This window comes from Pseudomonas ekonensis, assembly GCF_019145435.1.
Classification (GTDB): Bacteria; Pseudomonadota; Gammaproteobacteria; order Pseudomonadales; family Pseudomonadaceae; genus Aquipseudomonas; species Aquipseudomonas ekonensis.
In genome coordinates this window covers 855,865-875,473 of the sequence record NZ_JAHSTS010000001.1, presented here as the reverse complement: position 1 = coordinate 875,473, position 19,609 = coordinate 855,865, and the positions used below count along the sequence as shown (strand labels likewise).

Sequence of the window (19,609 nt, the reverse complement as noted above, 5' to 3'; positions counted from 1 at the left end):
CGATAGTTCATGGCCTCTCAAGAAGTGCTGCAGGCGTTTGTCCAGGCCGCGACCCAGGGCTCGTTTTCGGCGGCGGCGCGCAAGCTGGGGCGCAGTCAGTCGACCATCAGCGCAGCGGTGGCGAGCCTTGAGATCGACCTGGACCTGGTCCTGTTCGACCGCAGCAGCCGCAAGCCGACCCTGACCCCGGCGGGCCATGTGATGCTGCAACGGGCCGAGGCGATCCTGGCGGCCGGCAGCCGCCTGGAAATGACCGCGCGGCAACTGGCACAAGGGGTCGAGCCGAAGCTGACGGTGGCGATTTCCGACACCTATCAGTCCGACCGCTTCGAAGCGACGCTCAGCGCCTTCGAACAGCGTTACCCGGACCTGGAGCTCGAATGCCTGATCGCCGAATGCGACGACCTGATCGCCCTGGTGCAACGGGGCCGGGCCCATCTGGCGTTCGTCGAGATGCGCGACCATTACCCGCCGGACCTGGAGACCGCCACGGTGGACGAGCGCACTGAGATCGCGCTATTCGTCGGACGCGGACACCCGCTGGCGGCGCTGGAGTCCATCGATCCGCAGGTGCTGGAGCAGCACCGCGAACTGCGCCTGGCGACCATCGTCAATCCCTACGGCTCCCGGGCCAAGGGCCGCGTCTGGTCGGCGCCCAGCTACCTGATGCTGTTGGAAATGGCCCAGCGCGGGTTCGGCTGGGCGCCGCTGCCGCGCTGGCTGGTGGGGCGCTTCGGCAACGGTACGTTGACGGAGCTGAACGTGCGCGGCTGGCCAAAACCGGTGTTCGTCGATGCGCTGTGGTCGCGGCAGTTTCCGCCGGGGCCGGCGGGAAGCTGGATGCTCAGCCAGATGCTGGAATAGCGGCGCGGCCGATCGCGAGCGGGCTCGCTCCTACAGAAGAATGCGTTCCCTTGTGGGAGCAAGCCTGCTCGCGATGGCGTCCCCGCACACAACCGCTCAAGCCGCGTCGATCACCGCAGGCCGGTTCACCTGAAAGAACTCATGCAACCCGCGCATCGCCGGCAGCTCCAGTGCCTGCGCCGCATAGCACAGGCCCACCCGCCGGGTCGGCGCCGGCAGGTGCAGCGCCCGCACCGCCACCCGCCCGTGCCCGGCCGCCAACGAGCGCGGCAGCATCGCTGCGCCAATGCCCGCCACCACCATGTGCAGCGCCTGGCGCAACGATCCGGCATGCCCGGCCACGGCCTGAGGCGAACGGCCGTACAGCGCCATCAGGCGCTGATGGGACGGATGCTGCGGGCAGGTGATCCAGTCTTCGATGGGGGCCCACGCCGCCTCGGCAGCGGCCATCGGGTGATCGGCCGGCAGCGCCAGCACGTAGGGCTCCTCCCACAACGGCAGGAACAGTTCGTCCTCGCAGCACATCTCTTCGACCGCCAGCCGACCGTCGCCCAGGCAGCCCTCCTCCAGCGTCAGCAGCAGATGAGGCAAGGCCTGGCGGGCCATGCGCACGAAGGCTTCGATATGGCTGGCGGCGATGTCGCCTTCGATGCCCAGGGTCAGCGGCACGCGGTGTTCGCCGCTGCGGAACATCCGGCTCAGGGCCTGGGCCTCGGCCACCATGCGCCGGGCCTGCGGGTACAAAAGGCGCGCCTCGTCGCTGACCTCCACCCCGCGCGGCTGGCGCACGAACAAAGTGGCGCCGAGCTCCTCCTCAAGCTGTTTGACCGTCACCGACAGCGTCGGCTGGCTGATGAACAGGCGCTGCGCCGCTGCGGTGATGTTGCGTTCCTCGAACACGGCGAGGAAGGCTTTGAGATGGCGGATATCCATAGACCGTTCCGATACCAGACAGAGAAATAAGGCATTTTTCAGCCTGAAACGGGCTAAATATACTTCGCCGCACATCCAGCCATTCGTTTTTTTGCTTCAGGAGTGCAGTCATGAGCAAACCGTTGATCATCGTCACCGGAGCCAGTTCCGGCATCGGCGAAGCCGCCGCCCGCCGCCTGAGCGCCGCCGGCCACCCGCTGCTGCTGCTGGCCCGGCGCATCGAACGCCTGGAGGCCCTGGCGCTGCCGAACACCCTCAGCCGCCGCGTCGACATCACCGACCGCACCGCGGTGCTGGCCGCCGTCGCCGAAGCCCAGGCGCAGTTCGGCCCGGCCGATGCGCTGATCAACAACGCCGGGGTGATGCTGCTGGGTGAGATCAGCCAGCAGGATCCGGCCCAGTGGGAGCGCATGCTCGATGTGAACGTGAAGGGCCTGCTCAACGGCATCCACGCCGTGGTGGCCGGCATGATCGAACGCAAGCGCGGCACGATCATCAACGTCAGTTCCGTGGCCGGGCGCAAGACGTTCCCCAACCACGTGGCGTACGTCGGCACCAAGTTCGCCGTGCACGGGCTGTCGGAGAACCTGCGCGAGGAACTGGCGCCGCACAACGTGCGCGTCACCACCATTGCGCCGGGGGCGGTGGAGACCGAACTGCTGAGCCACACCACGGACGAAGCGATCAAGACCGGCTACCAGGCCTGGAAACAGGACATGGGCGGCACCGTGCTCAGCGCCGAGGACGTGGCCACCGCGATTGCCTATGCGTATGAGCAGCCGCAAGGCGTGTGCATCCGCGAAATCGTCATGGCGGCGACCCGGCAGCAGGCCTGATGCATCGCTGCCGCTCTTGAGGACCCCATCGTCAGCGGCCTGGCGATGGTCCTCAAGGCTCAGCCCAACTCGCGCAAGCGCCCCTCGATGAACCGCCGCTCCGGTGCCTGCCGGGTCAGTTCCAGTGCCCGCGCATACGCCGTCCGCGCCTCGTCGGTTCGCCCCAGTTGCCGGCAGAACTCCGCCCGCGCCGAATGCGCCAGGTGGTAATCCTGCAATTCGCCGCGCTCCAGGATCCCTTCGATCAGCGTCAGCCCGGCCAGCGCCCCGTCGCGCTTGGCCACCGCCACCGCCCGGTTCAGCTCGATCACCGGCGACGGCGTCGCCCGCAGCAGCACGTCGTACAGGCCGACGATCTGCGCCCAGTCGGTCTCGGCCGCCGTCGGCGCCTCGGCATGCACCGCCGCTATCGCCGCTTGCAGGCAGTACGGCCCGAACCGCCGGGTGGTCAACGCCCGCTCGACCAGCGCGCCGCCCTCGGCGATCAATTGCGCATCCCAGCGCGCGCGGTCCTGGTTCTCCAGCAGAATCAGCTCGCCCTCGGGCGACGTCCGCGCCGCCCGCCGCGACTCATGCAGCAGCATCAGCGCCAACAGGCCCATGACCTCCGGCTCCGGCAACAGCTCCATCAGCAACCGGCCGAGGCGGATCGCTTCGCGCGTCAGGTCTTCGCGCACGACCTGCGCGCCGTCGGAAGCCGAATAGCCTTCGTTGAACACCAGGTAGATCACCCGCAGCACGCTGTCCAGCCGCTCAGGCAGTTCACTCAGGCTCGGCACCTGATAGGGGATCTTCGCGTCACGGATCTTGGCCTTGGCCCGCACGATGCGCTGGGCGATCGTCGCCGGCGCCGACAGGAACGCCCGGGCGATTTCCTCGGTGGTGAGGTCACAGACTTCCCGCAGGGTCAGCGGCACCTGCGCATCCGCCGCCAGGGCCGGGTGGCAACAGGTGAACATCAGCCGCAGGCGGTCGTCTTCCACGTCTTCGTCGCTCCACTGGGCCTGCTCCAGTTCTTCCACCTGGGCCAGCAGCAAGGGCCGCGACGCCCTGAACCGCGCGCGGCGGCGCAGCACGTCGATGGCCTTGAAGCGCCCGGTGGACACCAGCCAGGTGCGCGGATTGTCGGGCACGCCGTCGCGCTGCCAGCGCTCGACCGCGACGAAGAACGCCTCGTGCAAGGCCTCTTCGGCGAGGTCAAAATCCCCCAGCAGGCGGATCAGCGTCGCCAGGATCCGCCGCGAATCTTCGCGGTAGACCTGCTCGACCCGCGCCCGGACCGCTGCGTCCGCCATGGGTCAGACGTTCAGCTGACGGACGGGGCGCACCTCGACGCAACCGACCCGGGCCGCCGGAATGTGCCCGGCGACCTGAATGGCTTCGTTGAGATCCCGGGCGTCGATCAGGTAGAAGCCGGCCAACTGCTCCTTGGTTTCGGCGAACGGGCCGTCGGTGACCGACACCTTGCCGTTGCGCATGCGCACCGTGGTGGCGGTCTGCACCGACTCCAGCGCCTCGGCGGCGACCATCCGGCCGCTGCCCTGGATCGACTCGGCATACGCCCAGCATTCGGCGTCTTCGGGGCTGTCGGGCGACGAGTGCAGCAGGCGCTCGTCGCTGTACACCAGGCATAGGTATTTCATCGCTCACTCCTGAACCGGACGGATCAACTATGGCCGCAGATCGGCGCTTTGGCGAACCGCGCGCCGCTTACGGCTGCACGTCGAACAGGGTCGCGCCGCTCATCGGGTCGAACGGGGCCGACCAGTGCTCGTGGACGATCCGCCATGCGCCGCCCGCCAGCCGGTAGCACGCGGTGACCCGCATCCAGCAGCTCTGGGTTTCGCCCTTGTCGTTGGTGCCGCCGCAGTTGGCCACCCAATGGGCGAAAGCGATGCTGTCCGAGGTCTCGATGGCGACTTCGTGGAACTCGAAGATGTGCGGGCCGGGGCACATTTCCATGCAGGCGACCCAATGGGCGCGGTAGGCGGCCTTGCCCTTGAATTGCAGGGCCTTGATCGCGTCGAAGGAGACGATGTCGTCGGCGTAGAGGGCCATGACCTTGTCCACGTCCTTGGACATGACGGCCTGGCGGTAGGTGTCGATCAGGGTCTGGATCTGCGCTTGTGCGTTCATGGGTGTTCTCCGTGATTGTTGTTGGAAGACACCCTTAGTCGTTCGGTGATCCGCCGGATCGACAGGACTCGAAAATTAAATGTTTCGCCCTCACTCTGCTCGGTAGAATCCGTTGCTCAACTTCGTAGGAAAAAGGAAATTCCCGTGTCAGCCAGACTCGTGCCGTACGACAGCCTGAATGCCGCCCAGCGCCAGCAGCTCGAGACGATCGAAATCCATCCCGGGCAGATCAAGTATTCCGGCGACATCCACACCGCCCTGCAGACCCTGCACACCCATGCAGGCGTGAAGGGCTTTGCCCTGCTGGACGAAGACGTGCCCGTCGCCTTCCTGCTGCTCAAACGTCCGCCGGCGCTGCCGGACTGGGCCGACGAACACAGCGCCACCTTGCATGCGCTTCAAGTCGACCGCCGCGCCCAGGGCCGGGGTTACGGCAAGGCCTGCCTGCAAGCGCTGCCCGAGGCCGCGCGCCAGGCCTGGCCGCAGATCAAGGGCCTGCAACTGGCGGTGGACGCCGACAACGACGCGGCCATCGCGCTGTATGCCCGGCACGGTTTCGTCGACAGCGGCCAGGCGGTCCTGGGCCGGGTCGGCTACGAACGGCGCATGGGCCTGGTGTTCTGAACCCTGGAGGAACGCACGATGATCGATTCGATTGAAGCCCTGGAAGCCCTCTACGGCCTGCCCCACGAGCGTGCGGTGCGCAAGCAGATCGGCTTTCTCAACGAGGACTACCAGGCGATGGTGCGGCTCTCGCCGCTGGTGATCGTCAGCTCCGCGGGCGCCGACGGCCTCGACAGCTCACCGCGCGGCGATACGGCAGGCTTCGTGCGGATCCTCGACGAGCGCACCCTGGCCCTGCCGGACCGGCCGGGCAACAACCGCATCGATACGCTGCGCAACGTGTTGCACGATCCGCGGGTGTCGCTGCTGTTCATCATTCCCGGCATCGGCGAGACCTTGCGGGTCAACGGCACGGCCGCCATCAGCGCCGAGCCCGAGCTGCTGGCCAGCTTCGCCGTCAACGGCAAGCCGGCGCGCACGGTGCTGCTGGTGACGGTGGAGGCGGCGTTTTTCCATTGCGCCAAAGCGTTCGTGCGCTCGGATGCGTGGAACCCCGACACCCACCTGCCGCGCTCGGCGCTGCCCAGCGCGGGGGCTTTCCACAAGCGGCTCAACGATGGCCAGTTCGACGCCGAAGCCTATGACCGCGAAGCGCCGGCGCGGGTGCAGAGCTCGCTGTACTGAGCCAGGTTATGCAGCGTCCTCGCTGACGCCATCGCGGGCAAGCCCGCTCCCACAGGGGGCTCGGTTGGATGCAGAGTCTGCGACCGCCCCGATCCAATGTGGGAGCCTTTCCGCTGGCGATGGCATCAACGCACAGTCACTCCCACAAAGGAACCCTGCGGGAGCGGGCCTGCCCGCGATAGCGGTCCGTCAGCCGACAGCGCTCTCAGAGCGTCAGGATCATCTCGTGCCACGCCATCCCGCCATGGTCGGACTCGGACGGTTTGATGTAGGCAAAACCGAATCCGGCGTACAGCGGAATGTGCCGTTCCTTGCACATCAGATGGATCGTCACCTTGCCCAAACCGCGCATGCGTTCGATGAACGCGGTCATCAGCCGCTTGGCCAGGCCTTGCCCCTGATAGTCCGGGTGCACCACCACCGACATGATCACCACGTTGGGGCCGGCCGGGTCGTGGCCGATCAATTCCTTGAAGGCCTCGTCCGACATCTGCACCTCGAACGCCGCACCGGAGTTGACGAACCCGGCCACGGCACCGTCCACCTCGGCGACGATGAAACCGTCCGGCCAGGTGGCGATGCGGGTGGCGATCTTCTCGCGGGTGGCGGCCTCGTCGCCTTCGTAGGCGAGGGTTTCGATGGCGTAGCAGCGATCCAGGTCGGCGGCGGTGACGTGGCGGATGACGGGGTTCATGGCGGCTCGGAATCAGTGAAGACAGGGCCGCCAAGGATAAAGGAATAAGGTGTTCATATCGATCCGCAAGGGCGGCGTAAAGCCTGCGTATAAGCGCTTTTCTTCGGATTCGGGACGGTCTATTTCTGACGCCTGACTCTGATCACCCGAGGGGGGAACCGTTTATGAGCAGCGTGGAAATCGGTTTGTTGATGGTGTTGGGCATCAGCTTCTTCGGCTTCGTCACCCTGGGCATCGACCTGTGGCGGGCGCGACGGATCAAGGGCAAGTAAGGCTCGACCGGCAGCGCGAAACGGATTCGCGCTGCCGGTTGCCGATCAGGTTTTCTTTTCGACCGGGACGCAGATTTCCAGCTTGCCGGTCTTGAGCTTCGGATTGAAATCGGCGCTGTAGCGTTCCAGCTCCGGGGCGTTGAGCCCTTTGTACCCGGACGCCGGCAGCCAGGTGTTGTAGATGTAGTCTATGGTCTGCGGCAACAGATCCAGCGAACCCTTGTGTTCGAACACCGCGTACTGGCGCGGGAGGATTTCGATCCACGGATACTTTTCCTGTGGGAAGTCGTCCAGCTTGCGGATTTCGACCCCGGCCATGTAATCGAAACCGCCGTTGCCGTCGAAATTGCTGCAAACGCCGTAGGTCACTTCGCCCTTCTGCCCCGGAATGTTTCCGATGTGCGGGATCAGTTTTTCCCATAGCGCGGGGATGTCTTGAACAGTCTCTTTGGTGAAGCGATCGCGAAAGCCTGCAATCAGCAGGAAGTGTCCATGTTCGAAGCGAGGTTCAGCCACTTCGACGCGTTTCTGCTCATCCATGACTCGACTCCTTGAACGAAAAAAGTGGGTTCGGCTGGGAGTATAGAAGCCAAACCCGATTCGCACATTCACAGCGAATGCAGGGCCTCGGCGGCGCCGGAACCGACGAATTCGTTATAACCGGATACGATCACGTAGACCGCGAAATAGCAGAAGATCGCTGCAGATGCCAGGTAGGAATAGCGCAACAGCTTGTCACCCAGCAGCTTGCCGCCATGGCTCGCGGCGAAGCACAGCCCCGCCGACCACAGCAGCCCGGCGCAGAGGAAGCCGCCGAGGAACAGCGCCGAGCTCAAAGGACCGCCGCCACCGGAGCGGGCGATCAGCGTGCCACCCACCGCCGCGAACCAGAGGATGGCGCTGGGCGACGACATGGCGAGAAAGATCCCGCGCAAGAATTCCTTGCGGTGGGAGTTCTGGCTCACCTCAGCCGTCTCAGCCAGCAGCGCTTCGTGGTGAATCGCCGAATAGATCATCTTCGCCGCGAAGTAGACCAACAGCGCGGAGCCGCCGATCCACAGCGTCCAGCGCACGGTTTCGTACTGCAGCAGGACCGTCATTCCGGCCAGCGCCAGCACCGCGTAGACCAGGTCGCCGACGCAGGTGCCGAGGCCCAGCGCGAAGCCTTGAAAATAGCCGCGCTGCATCGCCAGGGTGATCATCGCGATGTTGGCCACGCCGATATCCAGGCACAGCGAAAGGCTCAGCAAGAAGCCGCTGGTGAATTCCATTGACCGTTTTCCTTGGGAAAAAATTGTTGTCGTGCACGCTGGACAGCCTGCCATCACTGCACTTATCTTCCGCCACAGGTCACCGCAGTGACCAGCGTCGCTCGGACGGTTCCGGGCGCTTACGTTATCCGAGGCAACAATGGCTGAACAAGGTTCGCCGCGCCGCTTTGCGCGCATCGATCGACTCCCCCCTTACGTCTTCAACATCACCGCCGAGCTGAAGATGGCCGCCCGCCGCCGTGGCGAAGACATCATCGACCTGAGCATGGGCAACCCCGACGGCGCCACGCCGCCGCACATCGTCGAGAAACTCGTCACCGTCGCCCAGCGCGAAGACACCCACGGCTATTCCACGTCCAAGGGCATTCCGCGCCTGCGCCGGGCGATCTCCAACTGGTACAAGGAACGCTACGAGGTCGAGATCGACCCGGAAAGCGAAGCCATCGTCACCATCGGCTCCAAGGAAGGCCTGGCGCACCTGATGCTGGCGACCCTGGACCAGGGCGACACGGTGCTGGTGCCCAACCCGAGCTACCCGATCCACATCTACGGCGCCGTGATCGCCGGCGCCCAGGTGCGTTCGGTGCCGCTGGTGCCCGGCGTGGACTTCTTCGCCGAGCTTGAGCGGGCCATCCGCGGCTCGATCCCGAAACCGAAGATGATGATCCTCGGCTTTCCGTCCAACCCCACCGCCCAGTGCGTGGAGCTGGACTTCTTCGAACGGGTGATCGCCCTCGCCAAGCAGTACGACGTACTGGTGGTGCACGACCTGGCCTACGCCGACATCGTCTACGACGGCTGGAAGGCCCCGTCGATCATGCAGGTGCCCGGCGCCAAGGACATCGCGGTGGAGTTCTTCACCCTGTCCAAGAGCTACAACATGGCCGGCTGGCGCATCGGCTTCATGGTCGGCAACCCGGAACTGGTCAGCGCCCTGGCGCGGATCAAGAGCTACCACGACTACGGCACCTTCACCCCGCTGCAGGTGGCGGCCATCGCGGCGCTGGAAGGCGACCGGCAATGCGTGCGCGACATCGCCGAGCAGTACCGCCAGCGGCGCAACGTGCTGGTCAAGGGCCTGCACGAACTGGGCTGGATGGTCGAGAACCCGAAGGCTTCGATGTACGTCTGGGCGAAGATCCCCGAGGCCTACGCGCACCTGGGCTCGCTGGAGTTCGCCAAGAAGCTGCTGGCCGAGGCCAAGGTCTGCGTGTCGCCAGGCGTCGGCTTCGGTGAGTACGGCGACGATCACGTGCGCTTCGCGCTGATCGAGAACCAGGACCGGATCCGCCAGGCCGTGCGCGGGATCCGCGGGATGTTCCGGGCGGACGGGTTGGCCCCGAAGACCGCTGGCTGAACGCCCCCCACAAAAAAACCGCATCGCTGCGGTTTTTTTGTGCCTGCCGGATCGCTTAAACGAACAGCGACAGCAGCAGGATGAAGCCCAGGCCGACCACCGACAGGATGGTTTCCATCGCCGTCCAGGTCTTGAAGGTTTCCGCCACGGTCATGTTGAAGTACTGCTTGACCAGCCAGAAGCCGGCGTCGTTGACATGGGACAGGATCAGGGAACCGGCGCCGGTGGCCAGCACCAGCAGCTCACGGTTGACGCCCGGGATCATCCCCACCACCGGCACCACGATGCCGGCGCCGGTGATGGTCGCCACGGTGGCCGAACCGGTGGCGATGCGGATCACCGCCGCCACAAGCCAGGCCAGCAGGATCGGCGAGATCTGCGCGCTGACCGCCATGTGGCCGATCACATCACCCACGCCGCTGGTCACCAGCATCTGCTTGAAGCCGCCGCCGGCGCCGATGATCAGGATGATCGCGGCGGTCGGCGCCAGGCTCGCGTCGAGCCACTTGAGCATCTGGTTCGAGCCGATGCCCTGCTTGTAGCCGAAGGTGTACAGCGACAGCAGCAACGCCAGCAGCAGCGCCGAGATCGGGTGGCCGATCATGTCCATCCAGGTGCGGAAGAAATGGCCGTCCGGCAGCGCCACGTCGGCGAAGGTCTTGAGCAGCATCAGGAACACCGGCAGCAGCACGGTGAGCAAGGTGATGCCGAAGCTCGGCAGGTCGGTCGAGTCGGTCTCGCGGGCCAGTTGGTCCACCAGTTCCTGGTTCGGGTGACCCGGAATGTGCTTGGCGATGAACGTACCGAAGATCGGCCCGGCGATGATGGCGGTCGGCAGCGCGACGATCAGGCCGTACAGGATGGTCTTGCCGATGTCGGCGCCGAACACGCCGATGGCCAGCAGCGGGCCCGGGTGCGGCGGCACCAGGCCGTGCACGGCGGACAGGCCGGCCAGCAGCGGGATGCCGATCTTGATGATCGACACGCCGGTGCGCCGGGCGACGATGAACACCAGCGGGATCAGCAGCACGAAGCCGATCTCGAAGAACAGCGGAATGCCCACCAGGAACGCGGCGAACATCATCGCCCACTGCACCTTGTCCTTGCCGAAGGCGCGGATCAGGGTCTGGGCGATCTGGTCCGCGCCGCCGGACTCGGCCATCATCTTGCCGAGCATGGTGCCCAGCGCCAGGATGATGCCGACGAAACCGAGCACGCCGCCGAAGCCGTCCTGGAACGCCTTGATGATGGTGCCGATGGGCATGCCGGAGGTCAGGCCGAGGAACGCGGCGGCGATGGTCAGGGCGATGAAGGGGTGGATCTTGAACTTGGTGATCAGGACGATAAGCCCGATCACCGTGACCACTGCATCGAGCAGCAGGTAGGCGTCGTGGGACATGCCAAACATAGGGGGTGTCTCCTGGTTTGTTGTTGTTATTAAAGCGGGTTGATCAGAAGTCGGGAGGACAGCGCTATCTCTTCGAACACAGTCATACCGCCTGTTTCAGACCGTTGACCAGCCACCATTGATGGGCCTGGGCGGCCAGCTCGTCGACGCTGTGCACCGAGGCGTCAAGCGCCAGGGTCAGCGGTTCGCCCTTGGGCGATTCGAGCGTGGCGAACTGGCTTTCGATCAGCGTGGCCGGCATGAAGTGGCCCGGCCGGTGGGACACGCGGTCGGCGGCCACTTCGGGGGTCAGTTCGAGGAACACGAAGCCCAGGCCCGGCAAGGCGCTGCGCAGGCGTTCGCGGTAGGCGTGCTTGAGCGCCGAGCAGGTCAGCACCGGGCGCTCGCCCAATGCGTCGACGCGGCGCAGCTCATCGCACAGGCTGTCGAGCCAGCCGGCGCGGTCTTCATCGTTCAGGGGGATCCCCGCGCTCATCTTGTCGATGTTCGCGGCCGGATGGAAAGTATCGCCTTCAATGGCAGTGGCGCCGCTCAACTGGCACAGGGCCTGGCTGACGCACGTCTTGCCGCAACCGGCAACGCCCATGATGACCAGGGCGGTGATGGGATGATTCATGTAACACCTCAGCGCGCAGACAGCGCTACCTTTGCTAGCTATGACTCTAGTGCACAGGCAGACATTGCCGACGCCTTCTTGTCGTTTTTTTGGGTTGCAGCAGGTTGATGCCCCACGCCAAAGAGCGAGGATCAGGCAAGCCTCGCTCACGCATTTGCAGCTGCAAAAGGACAGCGCTACCTTAGTGCCTTGATTTTTGTTTGGCAAGCCGCCCGATGACCACCCCCAAGAACGATAAAAACACCCGCACCACCGGCCGTCCCACCCTCAATGAAGTCGCCCGCCTGGCCGGGGTCAGCCCGATCACCGCGTCGCGCGCGCTGCGCGGGGTCAGCACCGTCGCCACGGAACTGGTGGAAAAGGTGCAGAAAGCCGCCCTCGACCTCAACTACGTGGTCAACCCCGCCGCCCGCGCCCTGGCCTCGGCCCAGAGCCATTCGGTGGTGGTCCTGGTGCCCTCGTTGTCCAACCTGCTGTTCATCGACACCCTGGAAGCCATTCATCGGGTGCTGACGCCCAAGGGCTTCGAAGTGCTGATCGGCAACTTCCACTACTCCCGCGACGAAGAAGAGAAACTGCTGCGCAACTACATGGCGTACCAGCCGCGCGGTCTGCTGCTGACCGGCTTCGACCGCACCGAAAGCTCGCGGCGGATGATCGAGGCCAGCAACATCCCCTGCGTCTACATGATGGAACTGGACAGCGCCGCCGGGGTGAACTGCGTCGGTTTCTCCCAGCTCAGCGCCGGCGAGACCGCCGCCGGACACCTGTTGTCCCGCGGGCGCAAGCGCCTGGCCTACATCGGCGCGCAGCTCGACCAGCGCACCCTGCTGCGCGGCGAAGGTTTCCGCCGCGCCGTGCAGAAGGCCGGTCTGTACGACCCGGACCTGGAAGTGCTGACCCCGCGCGCCTCGTCCGTGGGCCTGGGGGGCGAGCTGTTCCTGCAACTCTTGGCGGCGCATCCGGACGTCGACGCGATCTTCTTCGGCAACGACGACCTGGCCCAGGGCGCGTTGCTCGAAGCCCTGCGCCACGGGATCAAGGTCCCCGAGCAGGTGGCGATCCTCGGTTTCAACGACCTGCCCGCCTCGGAACACATGGTGCCGCGCCTGAGCAGCATCAGCACCCCGCGCGAAGCCATTGGCCGTCGCGCGGCGGAACAGATGCTGACCCTGATGGCCGGCAACAACGTGCTGCGGCCGGTGGAAGACATGGGCTTTGAGCTGAAAATCCGCGAAAGCACCTGACCCCAAGGCTGAAAGATTACCCGTGGCGAGGGAGCAAGTTCCCTCGCCACAGGATTCTCACTGGCCGAGCAACTCGACCAGCGCCAACGCCCCCTTCTGCAACGGCTGACGCCGCAGCCACACCGCATGCACCGGCAGCACCAGGCCGTTTTCGATATTGCGGAAATTCAGCCGCTTGAGCCGCCCCGCATCGAGCCACGGCTGCATCACCGACAAGGGAAAGTTGCCCCAGCCCAATCCCGCCTCGACCATCTCCAGGGCCGTAGCCAGGCTGTCGGTGCGCCAATGGGACTCGGCCACCCGCGGGCGCGTGTCGCTGACCGGCAGGTCGCGGCTGGCGACGACGATCTGCCGCACGTGCACCAGATCCTCCAGAAACAGATCCTGCCCCTGCCACAGCGGACTGTCCGCCGCCAAAGTGGCGATCATTCGTTCGCTGCCGACGAACTGAAACCGCTCCAGCACGTTCATGCTCAGCCCGGCGAACGCCAGGCACACGCTGACCCGCCCACTGTGCAGCATCGCCAGCACGTCATCCTGCGGGGCGGTCAGCACTTCGACGTCCAGCAGCGGATGACGCCCGGCGAGCACCTTGATCGCCGCCATCAGCCGGCGCCGGTCGATGTCCGCCGCCACGCCGATCGACAGCCTGCTCTCCAGCCCCAGCGACAACTGCACCGCGTGCACCTGCAACTGCTTGAGCTGCTCGGCGATCAGCCGCGCGTGAGGCACCAGCGACAGGGCCATCGCCGTGGGCTGCGGCTCACGGTGACGGCGGTCGAACAACGGATACCCAAGCTCGGCCTCCAGGTTGCCGATGCCCATGCTCACCGCCGACGGCACCTTGCCCAAGGCCCGGGCGGCGGCGGAAAACGAGCCGCGCTCGATCACCGCCAGGAACAGTTCGATGCTGTCGCTGCTGAAATTCAAACTTGTCACCTATCAATAAACCTGAAAGCTTCTGACTTTTTCTGTCACGAACATTGAAGCTATCTTTCGCCGACTTGGCCAGCCCCGCTGGCCGTCAGTCGCAAGAAAGAGGCAATCCCCATGCAAGGCGTCAAACGCAAACTGGTCTACGTGTCGCTCTACGAAGTGATCGGCATGACCTTCTCCGCCCTCGGCCTGGCGCTGCTGTCCGGCACCTCCCCCGGCAGCACCGGCCCCCTGGCGGTGATCATCACCACCATCGCCGTGACCTGGAACTTCATCTACACCTCGCTGTTCGAGCGTTGGGAAAGCCTGCAGAAGTCCCGCACGCGCACGGTCAAACGGCGCATCGCCCATGCCGTGGGTTTCCAACTGACGCTGATCGTGTTCCTGATTCCGCTGATCGCCTGGTGGATGGACATCAGCCTGGTGCAGGCCTTCCTGCTGGACCTGGCGCTGATCGTGTTCATCCCCTGCTACACGTTTGCCTTCAACTGGCTGTTCGACCGGGTATTCGGCCTGCCGGCCTCGGCGCTGCCGGATCCGGCCTGAGGCGGAAGACCCCTGCCGCCAGCGGCAAGGGCTGACCGTTAACCCGACAGTTAAAACACTCAAGCCTTTGATTTTATTAGTATTTGCAGATGGGCATGGTAATTGCTGCTTCACCCGGGTCAGTCATTACCTACAGGCCCATCCATCATGTTGGTCAGTGCTAAACAACAGGCAATCATCCACCTGCCCAAGCGCCTTTCCGAGGACGCCACGGCCACCGCAGCCGCCGGCCTGCAGAGCGGCCTTCACGGCGCCATGCTGCAGACCCTGCAGAATCAGGCCCCGGTGCAGTCCACCGAAACCGCCAGCAAGGTGCAGGCTTCGGCCACCCAGGTCGCCACCCAGCAGGTCAGCGAAGCCAACCGCATCAGCGACAACGTCGACGAAGCCTTCGCCAAGACCCGCGTCGGCCTGCAGACCAGCGACGCGTCCGGCGCCAAGACCACCGCCAAGAGCGCCACCGAAGAGTTCAAGGACTACATGAGCAAGTCGCCGGAGCAGCGCCTGCGCGACAGCATCCTGAAGGAAATGGGCCTGACCGAGGACGACATCAAAGCCATGCCGCCGGAGAAGCAACTGGCCATCGGCAAGGAAATCGCCCAGCGCCTGCAGGACAAGATGAAACTGGCGCAATCGGACAAAGAGAACGTCAACGACATCAAGGACAGCGACAAGATGGCGGACAAGTTCCTCGCCTCGCTCTGAGCACCTTGAATCAGTCGCAAAGGTAAAACTGTAGGAGCCAGCCTGCTGGCGATGGCGGTGTGTCATTCGGCAATCAGGTCAACTGACACCACGCCATCGCTGGCAAGTCGAGTCGTCAGTTCAACTGCAACGTCTCGTTGAACTGACTGATCGCATCCACCACATGCCGTGACCCCTGCTGGATCTCGCGGATCGCATCCCCCGCCTCGTTCGCCAATTCCACCCCGAGCCCCGTGCGGCTCAGGCTCGACTGCATGCTCGACACCGCGCTCAACGACAGGTCGTGGTTCTTGCGCACCACTTCGACGATTTCCAGGGTCGCCTGACTGGTCCGCGCCGCCAGGCTGCGCACCTCGTCCGCCACCACCGCGAACCCGCGCCCGTGCTCCCCCGCCCGCGCCGCCTCGATGGCCGCGTTGAGCGCCAACAGGTTGGTCTGGTCGGCGATGCCACGAATGGTCTGGACGATGGTGCCGATGATGTCCGACTGCTTGCTCACCGCATCGATGCTCAGCGCCGCTTCGTTGAGGTCGCGGGAGATGTCCTGGATGATCTGCACGGTCTGCTGCACGACCTGCGAGCCCTTTTGCGCGCAGGCGTCGTTTTGCACCGAAGTGCTGTGGGCCGACTCCGCAGCGGTCTGCAACGTGTTCATCTGGTGGGTGATGTCGCTGGCGAACTTCACCACTTTGTACAAGCGCCCCTTGGCGTCGAACAGCGGGTTGTAGGAAGCTTCGAGGTACACCGTCTGCCCGGACTTGTTCTTGCGCTCGAAGCGGTGCGAGTGGTATTCGCCGCGGTTGAGCGACGCCCAGAACGCCTTGTACTGCGCCGACTCGGCCTCGGCCCGGTGACAGAACAGGCTGTGGTGGTGGCCGATGATCTCATTGAGCGAATACTGCATGGTCTTGAGGAAGTTTTCGTTGGCGGTGATGACATTGCCTTCGGGCGTGAACTCGATCACCGCCATGGAACGGCTGATCGCCGCGAGCATGTTTTCCTCTTCGTGCTCCTTGTTGACGCGGTCGGTGATGTCCGACGCCACTTTGATCACGCTGCGCACTTGTTTGTCCGGGCCGAACACGGGCATGTAACTGGCTTCCAGCCAGATTTCCCGGCCGCTCTTGTGCAAGCGCAGGAACGTGCCGCTGATCGGCTCCCCACGGGCCAGGTCGCGCCACAGCTTCGCGTACTCTTCGCTGCGGTAGAACGCTTCCTCGCAAAAAATCCGGTGATGCTTGCCGCGCACCTCGTCGGCGCCGTAGCCCATGGTCCGGCAGAAGTTTTCGTTGGCATCCAGCACGATGCCCTCGGGGGTGAATTCGATCATGGCCATCGACCCGCTGATGGCCGCCAACTTGGCGTTGGCTTCGGTCAGGGCACAACTGAAACGTTCGATTTCCTGCAGGTCAGCCTTGTGATGTAGGTTGAACATGTTTCTGTCACCTTCCGCGCGGTCTTTTGATTTGATGAAAGTTCAGGTCTTTCAAGATCCACCACTACGTTCCACAGAACAGGCACACGCCTTCCTCCACAGGAGGAAGTTGTCAGGTGATAAATGATGTTTAATCCGAGCGTCCATGTGGCGACGTTCTTATCAAGACATCCTTCTCTTGATAGCCCGCACGCGGGCCAACCCTAACATGCACGAGAACTTCCATTTAACAGATGCTCCTTGTCGGTTCAGTGTCGGTGCCTTTAATTGCGCACTCTGGCAGCTATTGTTCAGCCACTAACTGTTTGCGGTCGAATCGCATTTAATTGCGATCGACATAGTTAGTTACACGTGAGCATAGACAGGGCAATACCCGACGCAAGGCCATTAGTCGGCCAGTACCGAGGGCTAAATGAACAAGAAACGGTTCAGCGGAATGTTGTCAGGAAGAAGGTGGCCGATACGTCCGCGCAGGACGCATCGGTGGATGGGAAGTGCCCCGATCATTGGGCCGCGCGCCTGCCCTATTTGCCGTCAGTGAACTTCAGAGGCCCGCCGTCACGTTGCTGGCCACCTGCGCCGGCACCCATGGCGTCCACACCTGCGGCTGATCGCGCAGGAACGCTTCGGCGACCTGGCGCGGCGGCTGGCGTTTCTCGCTCATGCCCGCCAGGGTGCGGTTCAGCTGGTCGATCGGAAAATCGACCTTCTCGAAAAACGCCACCAGGTCCGGGTACTGCGCCTTGAACGGCGCCGACACGCCGATGGCCAGGCTGGCCGGCATCGAACGGGTGCCCTTGGGGTTCGGGTTGCTGGCGTCGGCCAGGGTCTTCCAGGCTTCGGCGTCGAACGGCGGCTCGTCGAGCTTGACCAGTTTGTAGCGGCCCAGCAAAGGCGTCGGCGACCAGTAGTAGAACAGCACCGGTTTGCCGCGCTTGATCGACGATGCCACTTCGGCATCCAGCGCCGCGCCGGAACCGGTGCGGAAGTTGACGAAACTGTCGGTCAGCGCGTATGCCTTGAGCTTCTGGCTGTTGACGATCTCCGACGTCCAGCCGGTCGGGCTGTTGAGGAATCGCCCGCGGCTCGGGTCTTCCGGATCGCGGAACACATCCTTGTAGCGCGGCAGGTCCTCCACCGACTTCAGCTCCGGCGCCAACGGCTTGATGCCGCGCTCCGGGTCGCCCTTGATCACGTATTCCGGCACCCACCAGCCTTCGGTGGCGCCCTTGACCGTGTCGCCCAGGCCGAACACCTTGCCCTCGGCGGCCGCCTTCACCCACGCCGGACTGCGCCCGGCCCACTCTTCGCCGATCACCTGGATATCGTTCTTCGCCAGCGCCGCTTCCAGGCTGACGGTGCTGCCCGGCAACGTGTCGGTGGGGTAGCCGTAACCCTTCTCGACGATCAGGCGCAGCACTTCGGTGATGAAGCTGCCGCTCTCCCAGGTGATGTCGCCGAAATGGATCGGCGCGTTTTTCTCGGTGGCCACGGCGTGGCCGGCGGTCAGGCTCAGGGCGAGCAGCGAACCACCGAGCAGTGTTTTGATCGATCTCATGCGGACCTCTTGTTCTGTAGGGGGCGGATCAGGGGTTGGTTGGCGCTGTGGCGGTCGCACAGGGCCTGGGAACGGGTCATGTAGTCGCTCACCGAGCGCTGGGAAATGCCCAGTTCAGCGGCGATCTGCGGATAGGTGAGGCCATCGACCCGGGCCAGCAGGAAGGCCGAGCGCACCTTGCCCGGCAGGCGTTTGAGGCTGCGGTCCAGGCGGCCGAGGGTCTGCGACAGCTGCGCCAGCTCTTCGGGAGACGCGCTGGCCTGCGGCTCGCACGGATGCAGGGCATCGAGGTGACGCCGCTCAAGGTCGGCCCGCCGCCAGCGCCGGTACAACAGGCGCCGGGCGATGGTGATGAGCAAGGCGCGGGGTTCGCGGATCGCGTCGGGGCCGGAGGACTCGAGCAATTGGGCAAAGGTTTCGGCGGCGATGTCCTCGACGCCGGCGGCATCGTTCAGGTGCTGCCGCAGGCGTGCGCACAGCCAGCGGTAATGGGCCCGGAACAGGCCTTCGACGGGGTGACGACGGGACAGGACGGCGCCGGACATGTGGGCTCCTTGGGTTAGGGTCGCGGTATGTCCGGTTGTCCGGTGGCGCGATCCTAGCAAGGCGCCTTATGCGTTAAAAATACTTAAAAAGAATTTTTATATTCCAAATTTGAATTGATGAAGCCGCTACTGCACACGGCCATAACCCAACGCCTGAGCCTCGTCCCGATAGCCGAGCAGGATCCGGTAATCGCTTTCGCTGGCCTGCAGCACCTCCGGCAGACCGAGGGTCTGCGCCACGTCCGGCAGTTCTCTCAGCGCCCGGTTCATCGCCTGGCGCAGGCTTTCGGCCTGCTCGTCCGTGGTGCCGAGCCGGGTGATGAAGGGCAAGGTCGGGCTCGCTGCGCTGCGCTCCACCACCCGCAGCCCCTCGACCTCGTCGGCGGCATATCGCGCCAGGCAGGCGTAGGTCACGCTGTCGATGGCCGCCAGATCCGCACGGTCCTCCCGCAGCCAACGCAGGCTCTCGCGGTGGCCGCCGCTGTGCCCGACCGATCCGAAGAACCTCCCCTCACGCTGCAGCGGCGCCAGGCGCTGGCGCAGCAGGTTCATGCCGCTGTTGGAATCGTCGCTGTTGATCACCCCGCGACTGCCGCGAAAGTCCGCCAGGGTGCTGCGCGGATCGGCGGCCCGGGCGAGGATCAGACTGCAATGGAGGCCGGCGCTGCTGTCGGGCAGCTCGTAGCGGGGCCGTCCGACGAGGCGCACCCGGCCGCTCAACGCCGTCATCAGCGGATAGCCGCAGGTCTGGGTCAGCAGCAGGTCCGGGGACAGCCAGAGTTCCGGCAGCGACAGGCCTTCGGCGCTCAGGCGGCTGTGCCCCAGGTGCTCGAGGATGTGCGCCAGCCAGCGTTCGTTGGCGGCGCGGATCGGTTCCGGGGCCGTGTACATCAAGAGTTCGGCGTGGCGTCGGGTCATGAACGGTCATCCATTCAGCGAATTTCCAGTGTAGGCGCGAGCCGGCTCGCGATGGCGGTGGATCATCGAACATTTGCCTGGCGT

Annotated in this window: 21 protein-coding genes and 2 pseudogenes; 8 read left to right on the top strand and 15 right to left on the bottom strand. The window is 64.7% G+C overall.

Translation table 11 applies throughout. The features are described 5' to 3' along the window. The first annotated feature begins 9 nt into the window (after window positions 1–9). On the top strand, window positions 10–864 hold the full coding sequence (locus KVG96_RS04000; protein ID WP_217890909.1) for a LysR family transcriptional regulator: 855 nt from the start codon (window positions 10–12) through the stop codon (window positions 862–864). Between the two features lie 96 nt (window positions 865–960). Here KVG96_RS04000 and KVG96_RS03995 read toward each other — a convergent pair whose 3' ends face one another. Continuing rightward, window positions 961–1,797, bottom strand: a complete 837-nt coding sequence (locus KVG96_RS03995) for a LysR family transcriptional regulator (protein WP_217890908.1) — start codon at window positions 1,795–1,797, stop codon at window positions 961–963. A gap of 110 nt (window positions 1,798–1,907) precedes the next feature. Between KVG96_RS03995 and KVG96_RS03990 the strand changes: the two genes are divergently transcribed. Beyond that, a complete protein-coding gene (locus KVG96_RS03990) occupies window positions 1,908–2,633 on the top strand; it encodes an SDR family oxidoreductase (RefSeq protein WP_217890907.1) in 726 nt (241 codons plus the stop codon). A gap of 59 nt (window positions 2,634–2,692) precedes the next feature. Here the strand turns inward: KVG96_RS03990 and KVG96_RS03985 are convergent, their stop codons facing one another. From KVG96_RS03985 to KVG96_RS03975, 3 genes are all read right to left on the bottom strand, one after another. Continuing rightward, the gene (locus KVG96_RS03985) at window positions 2,693–3,928 is read right to left on the bottom strand and encodes an RNA polymerase sigma factor (RefSeq protein ID WP_217890906.1); all 1,236 of its coding nucleotides are present in this window, start codon (window positions 3,926–3,928) and stop codon (window positions 2,693–2,695) included. A 3-nt stretch (window positions 3,929–3,931) separates the two neighbouring features. Then, a complete protein-coding gene (locus tag KVG96_RS03980; RefSeq protein ID WP_085580618.1) occupies window positions 3,932–4,276 on the bottom strand; it encodes a YciI family protein in 345 nt (114 codons plus the stop codon). 67 nt (window positions 4,277–4,343) lie between these two features. Beyond that, the gene (locus KVG96_RS03975; protein ID WP_217890905.1) at window positions 4,344–4,769 is read right to left on the bottom strand and encodes a YybH family protein; all 426 of its coding nucleotides are present in this window, start codon (window positions 4,767–4,769) and stop codon (window positions 4,344–4,346) included. A gap of 144 nt (window positions 4,770–4,913) precedes the next feature. On the opposite strand from KVG96_RS03975, the gene KVG96_RS03970 reads away from it, so the two are divergent. Continuing rightward, window positions 4,914–5,393, top strand: coding sequence for a GNAT family N-acetyltransferase (locus KVG96_RS03970; protein WP_217890904.1), 480 nt, complete (start codon window positions 4,914–4,916; stop codon window positions 5,391–5,393). 18 nt (window positions 5,394–5,411) lie between these two features. Continuing rightward, complete coding sequence (locus KVG96_RS03965) at window positions 5,412–6,017, top strand: pyridoxamine 5'-phosphate oxidase family protein (protein WP_217890903.1); 606 nt, start codon at window positions 5,412–5,414, stop codon at window positions 6,015–6,017. A gap of 205 nt (window positions 6,018–6,222) precedes the next feature. On the opposite strand, the gene KVG96_RS03960 is transcribed toward KVG96_RS03965, so the two are convergent. The 3 genes from KVG96_RS03960 to KVG96_RS03950 all read right to left on the bottom strand — a co-directional run bounded on the left by KVG96_RS03960 (window position 6,223) and on the right by KVG96_RS03950 (window position 8,254). Next, the gene (locus KVG96_RS03960; protein WP_217890902.1) at window positions 6,223–6,711 is read right to left on the bottom strand and encodes a GNAT family N-acetyltransferase; all 489 of its coding nucleotides are present in this window, start codon (window positions 6,709–6,711) and stop codon (window positions 6,223–6,225) included. 317 nt (window positions 6,712–7,028) lie between these two features. Continuing rightward, entirely contained in the window at window positions 7,029–7,523 is a 495-nt protein-coding gene (locus KVG96_RS03955; protein WP_217890901.1) for a GyrI-like domain-containing protein, read from the bottom strand. A 68-nt stretch (window positions 7,524–7,591) separates the two neighbouring features. Further along, on the bottom strand, window positions 7,592–8,254 hold the full coding sequence (locus KVG96_RS03950) for a LysE family translocator (RefSeq protein ID WP_217890900.1): 663 nt from the start codon (window positions 8,252–8,254) through the stop codon (window positions 7,592–7,594). A 139-nt stretch (window positions 8,255–8,393) separates the two neighbouring features. Here KVG96_RS03950 and alaC point away from each other — a divergent pair, with 139 nt between their 5' ends. Continuing rightward, window positions 8,394–9,611, top strand: a complete 1,218-nt coding sequence (alaC, locus tag KVG96_RS03945) for an alanine transaminase (RefSeq protein ID WP_217890899.1) — start codon at window positions 8,394–8,396, stop codon at window positions 9,609–9,611. Between the two features lie 55 nt (window positions 9,612–9,666). Here the strand turns inward: alaC and KVG96_RS03940 are convergent, their stop codons facing one another. Both KVG96_RS03940 and KVG96_RS03935 read right to left on the bottom strand, forming a co-directional pair. Then, on the bottom strand, window positions 9,667–11,019 hold the full coding sequence (locus KVG96_RS03940; RefSeq protein ID WP_217890898.1) for a GntP family permease: 1,353 nt from the start codon (window positions 11,017–11,019) through the stop codon (window positions 9,667–9,669). Window positions 11,020–11,101: 82 nt separating this feature from the next. Further along, entirely contained in the window at window positions 11,102–11,635 is a 534-nt protein-coding gene (locus KVG96_RS03935; protein WP_217890897.1) for a gluconokinase, read from the bottom strand. Window positions 11,636–11,850: 215 nt separating this feature from the next. On the opposite strand from KVG96_RS03935, the gene gntR reads away from it, so the two are divergent. Next, window positions 11,851–12,882, top strand: a complete 1,032-nt coding sequence (gene gntR, locus KVG96_RS03930) for an HTH-type transcriptional regulator GntR (protein WP_217890896.1) — start codon at window positions 11,851–11,853, stop codon at window positions 12,880–12,882. A gap of 57 nt (window positions 12,883–12,939) precedes the next feature. Here the strand turns inward: gntR and KVG96_RS03925 are convergent, their stop codons facing one another. Continuing rightward, window positions 12,940–13,812 (bottom strand): LysR family transcriptional regulator, encoded by an 873-nt coding sequence (locus KVG96_RS03925; protein WP_217890895.1) that lies wholly within the window; start codon window positions 13,810–13,812, stop codon window positions 12,940–12,942. Between the two features lie 120 nt (window positions 13,813–13,932). Between KVG96_RS03925 and KVG96_RS03920 the strand changes: the two genes are divergently transcribed. Both KVG96_RS03920 and KVG96_RS03915 read left to right on the top strand, forming a co-directional pair. Continuing rightward, a complete protein-coding gene (locus KVG96_RS03920; RefSeq protein ID WP_217890894.1) occupies window positions 13,933–14,364 on the top strand; it encodes a PACE efflux transporter in 432 nt (143 codons plus the stop codon). 147 nt (window positions 14,365–14,511) lie between these two features. After that, window positions 14,512–15,069, top strand: a complete 558-nt coding sequence (locus KVG96_RS03915) for a hypothetical protein (protein WP_217890893.1) — start codon at window positions 14,512–14,514, stop codon at window positions 15,067–15,069. Between the two features lie 115 nt (window positions 15,070–15,184). Here KVG96_RS03915 and KVG96_RS27770 read toward each other — a convergent pair. From KVG96_RS27770 to KVG96_RS03895, 5 genes and pseudogenes are all read right to left on the bottom strand, one after another. After that, a pseudogene (locus tag KVG96_RS27770) lies at window positions 15,185–15,616 on the bottom strand (methyl-accepting chemotaxis protein); the annotation flags it as partial. A 117-nt stretch (window positions 15,617–15,733) separates the two neighbouring features. Continuing rightward, window positions 15,734–16,399, bottom strand: a pseudogene (locus tag KVG96_RS27765) (PAS domain-containing protein); the annotation flags it as partial. Window positions 16,400–17,048: 649 nt separating this feature from the next. After that, on the bottom strand, window positions 17,049–18,062 hold the full coding sequence (locus KVG96_RS03905; protein WP_217890891.1) for an ABC transporter substrate-binding protein: 1,014 nt from the start codon (window positions 18,060–18,062) through the stop codon (window positions 17,049–17,051). Then, complete coding sequence (locus KVG96_RS03900; protein ID WP_217890890.1) at window positions 18,059–18,607, bottom strand: sigma-70 family RNA polymerase sigma factor; 549 nt, start codon at window positions 18,605–18,607, stop codon at window positions 18,059–18,061. The genes KVG96_RS03905 and KVG96_RS03900 overlap by 4 nt, the downstream gene beginning before the upstream one ends. 126 nt (window positions 18,608–18,733) lie before the next feature. Further along, window positions 18,734–19,525: a phosphate/phosphite/phosphonate ABC transporter substrate-binding protein gene (locus KVG96_RS03895; RefSeq protein ID WP_217890889.1), complete on the bottom strand. Its 792-nt coding sequence runs from the start codon at window positions 19,523–19,525 to the stop codon at window positions 18,734–18,736. Window positions 19,526–19,609: the final 84 nt, after the last annotated feature.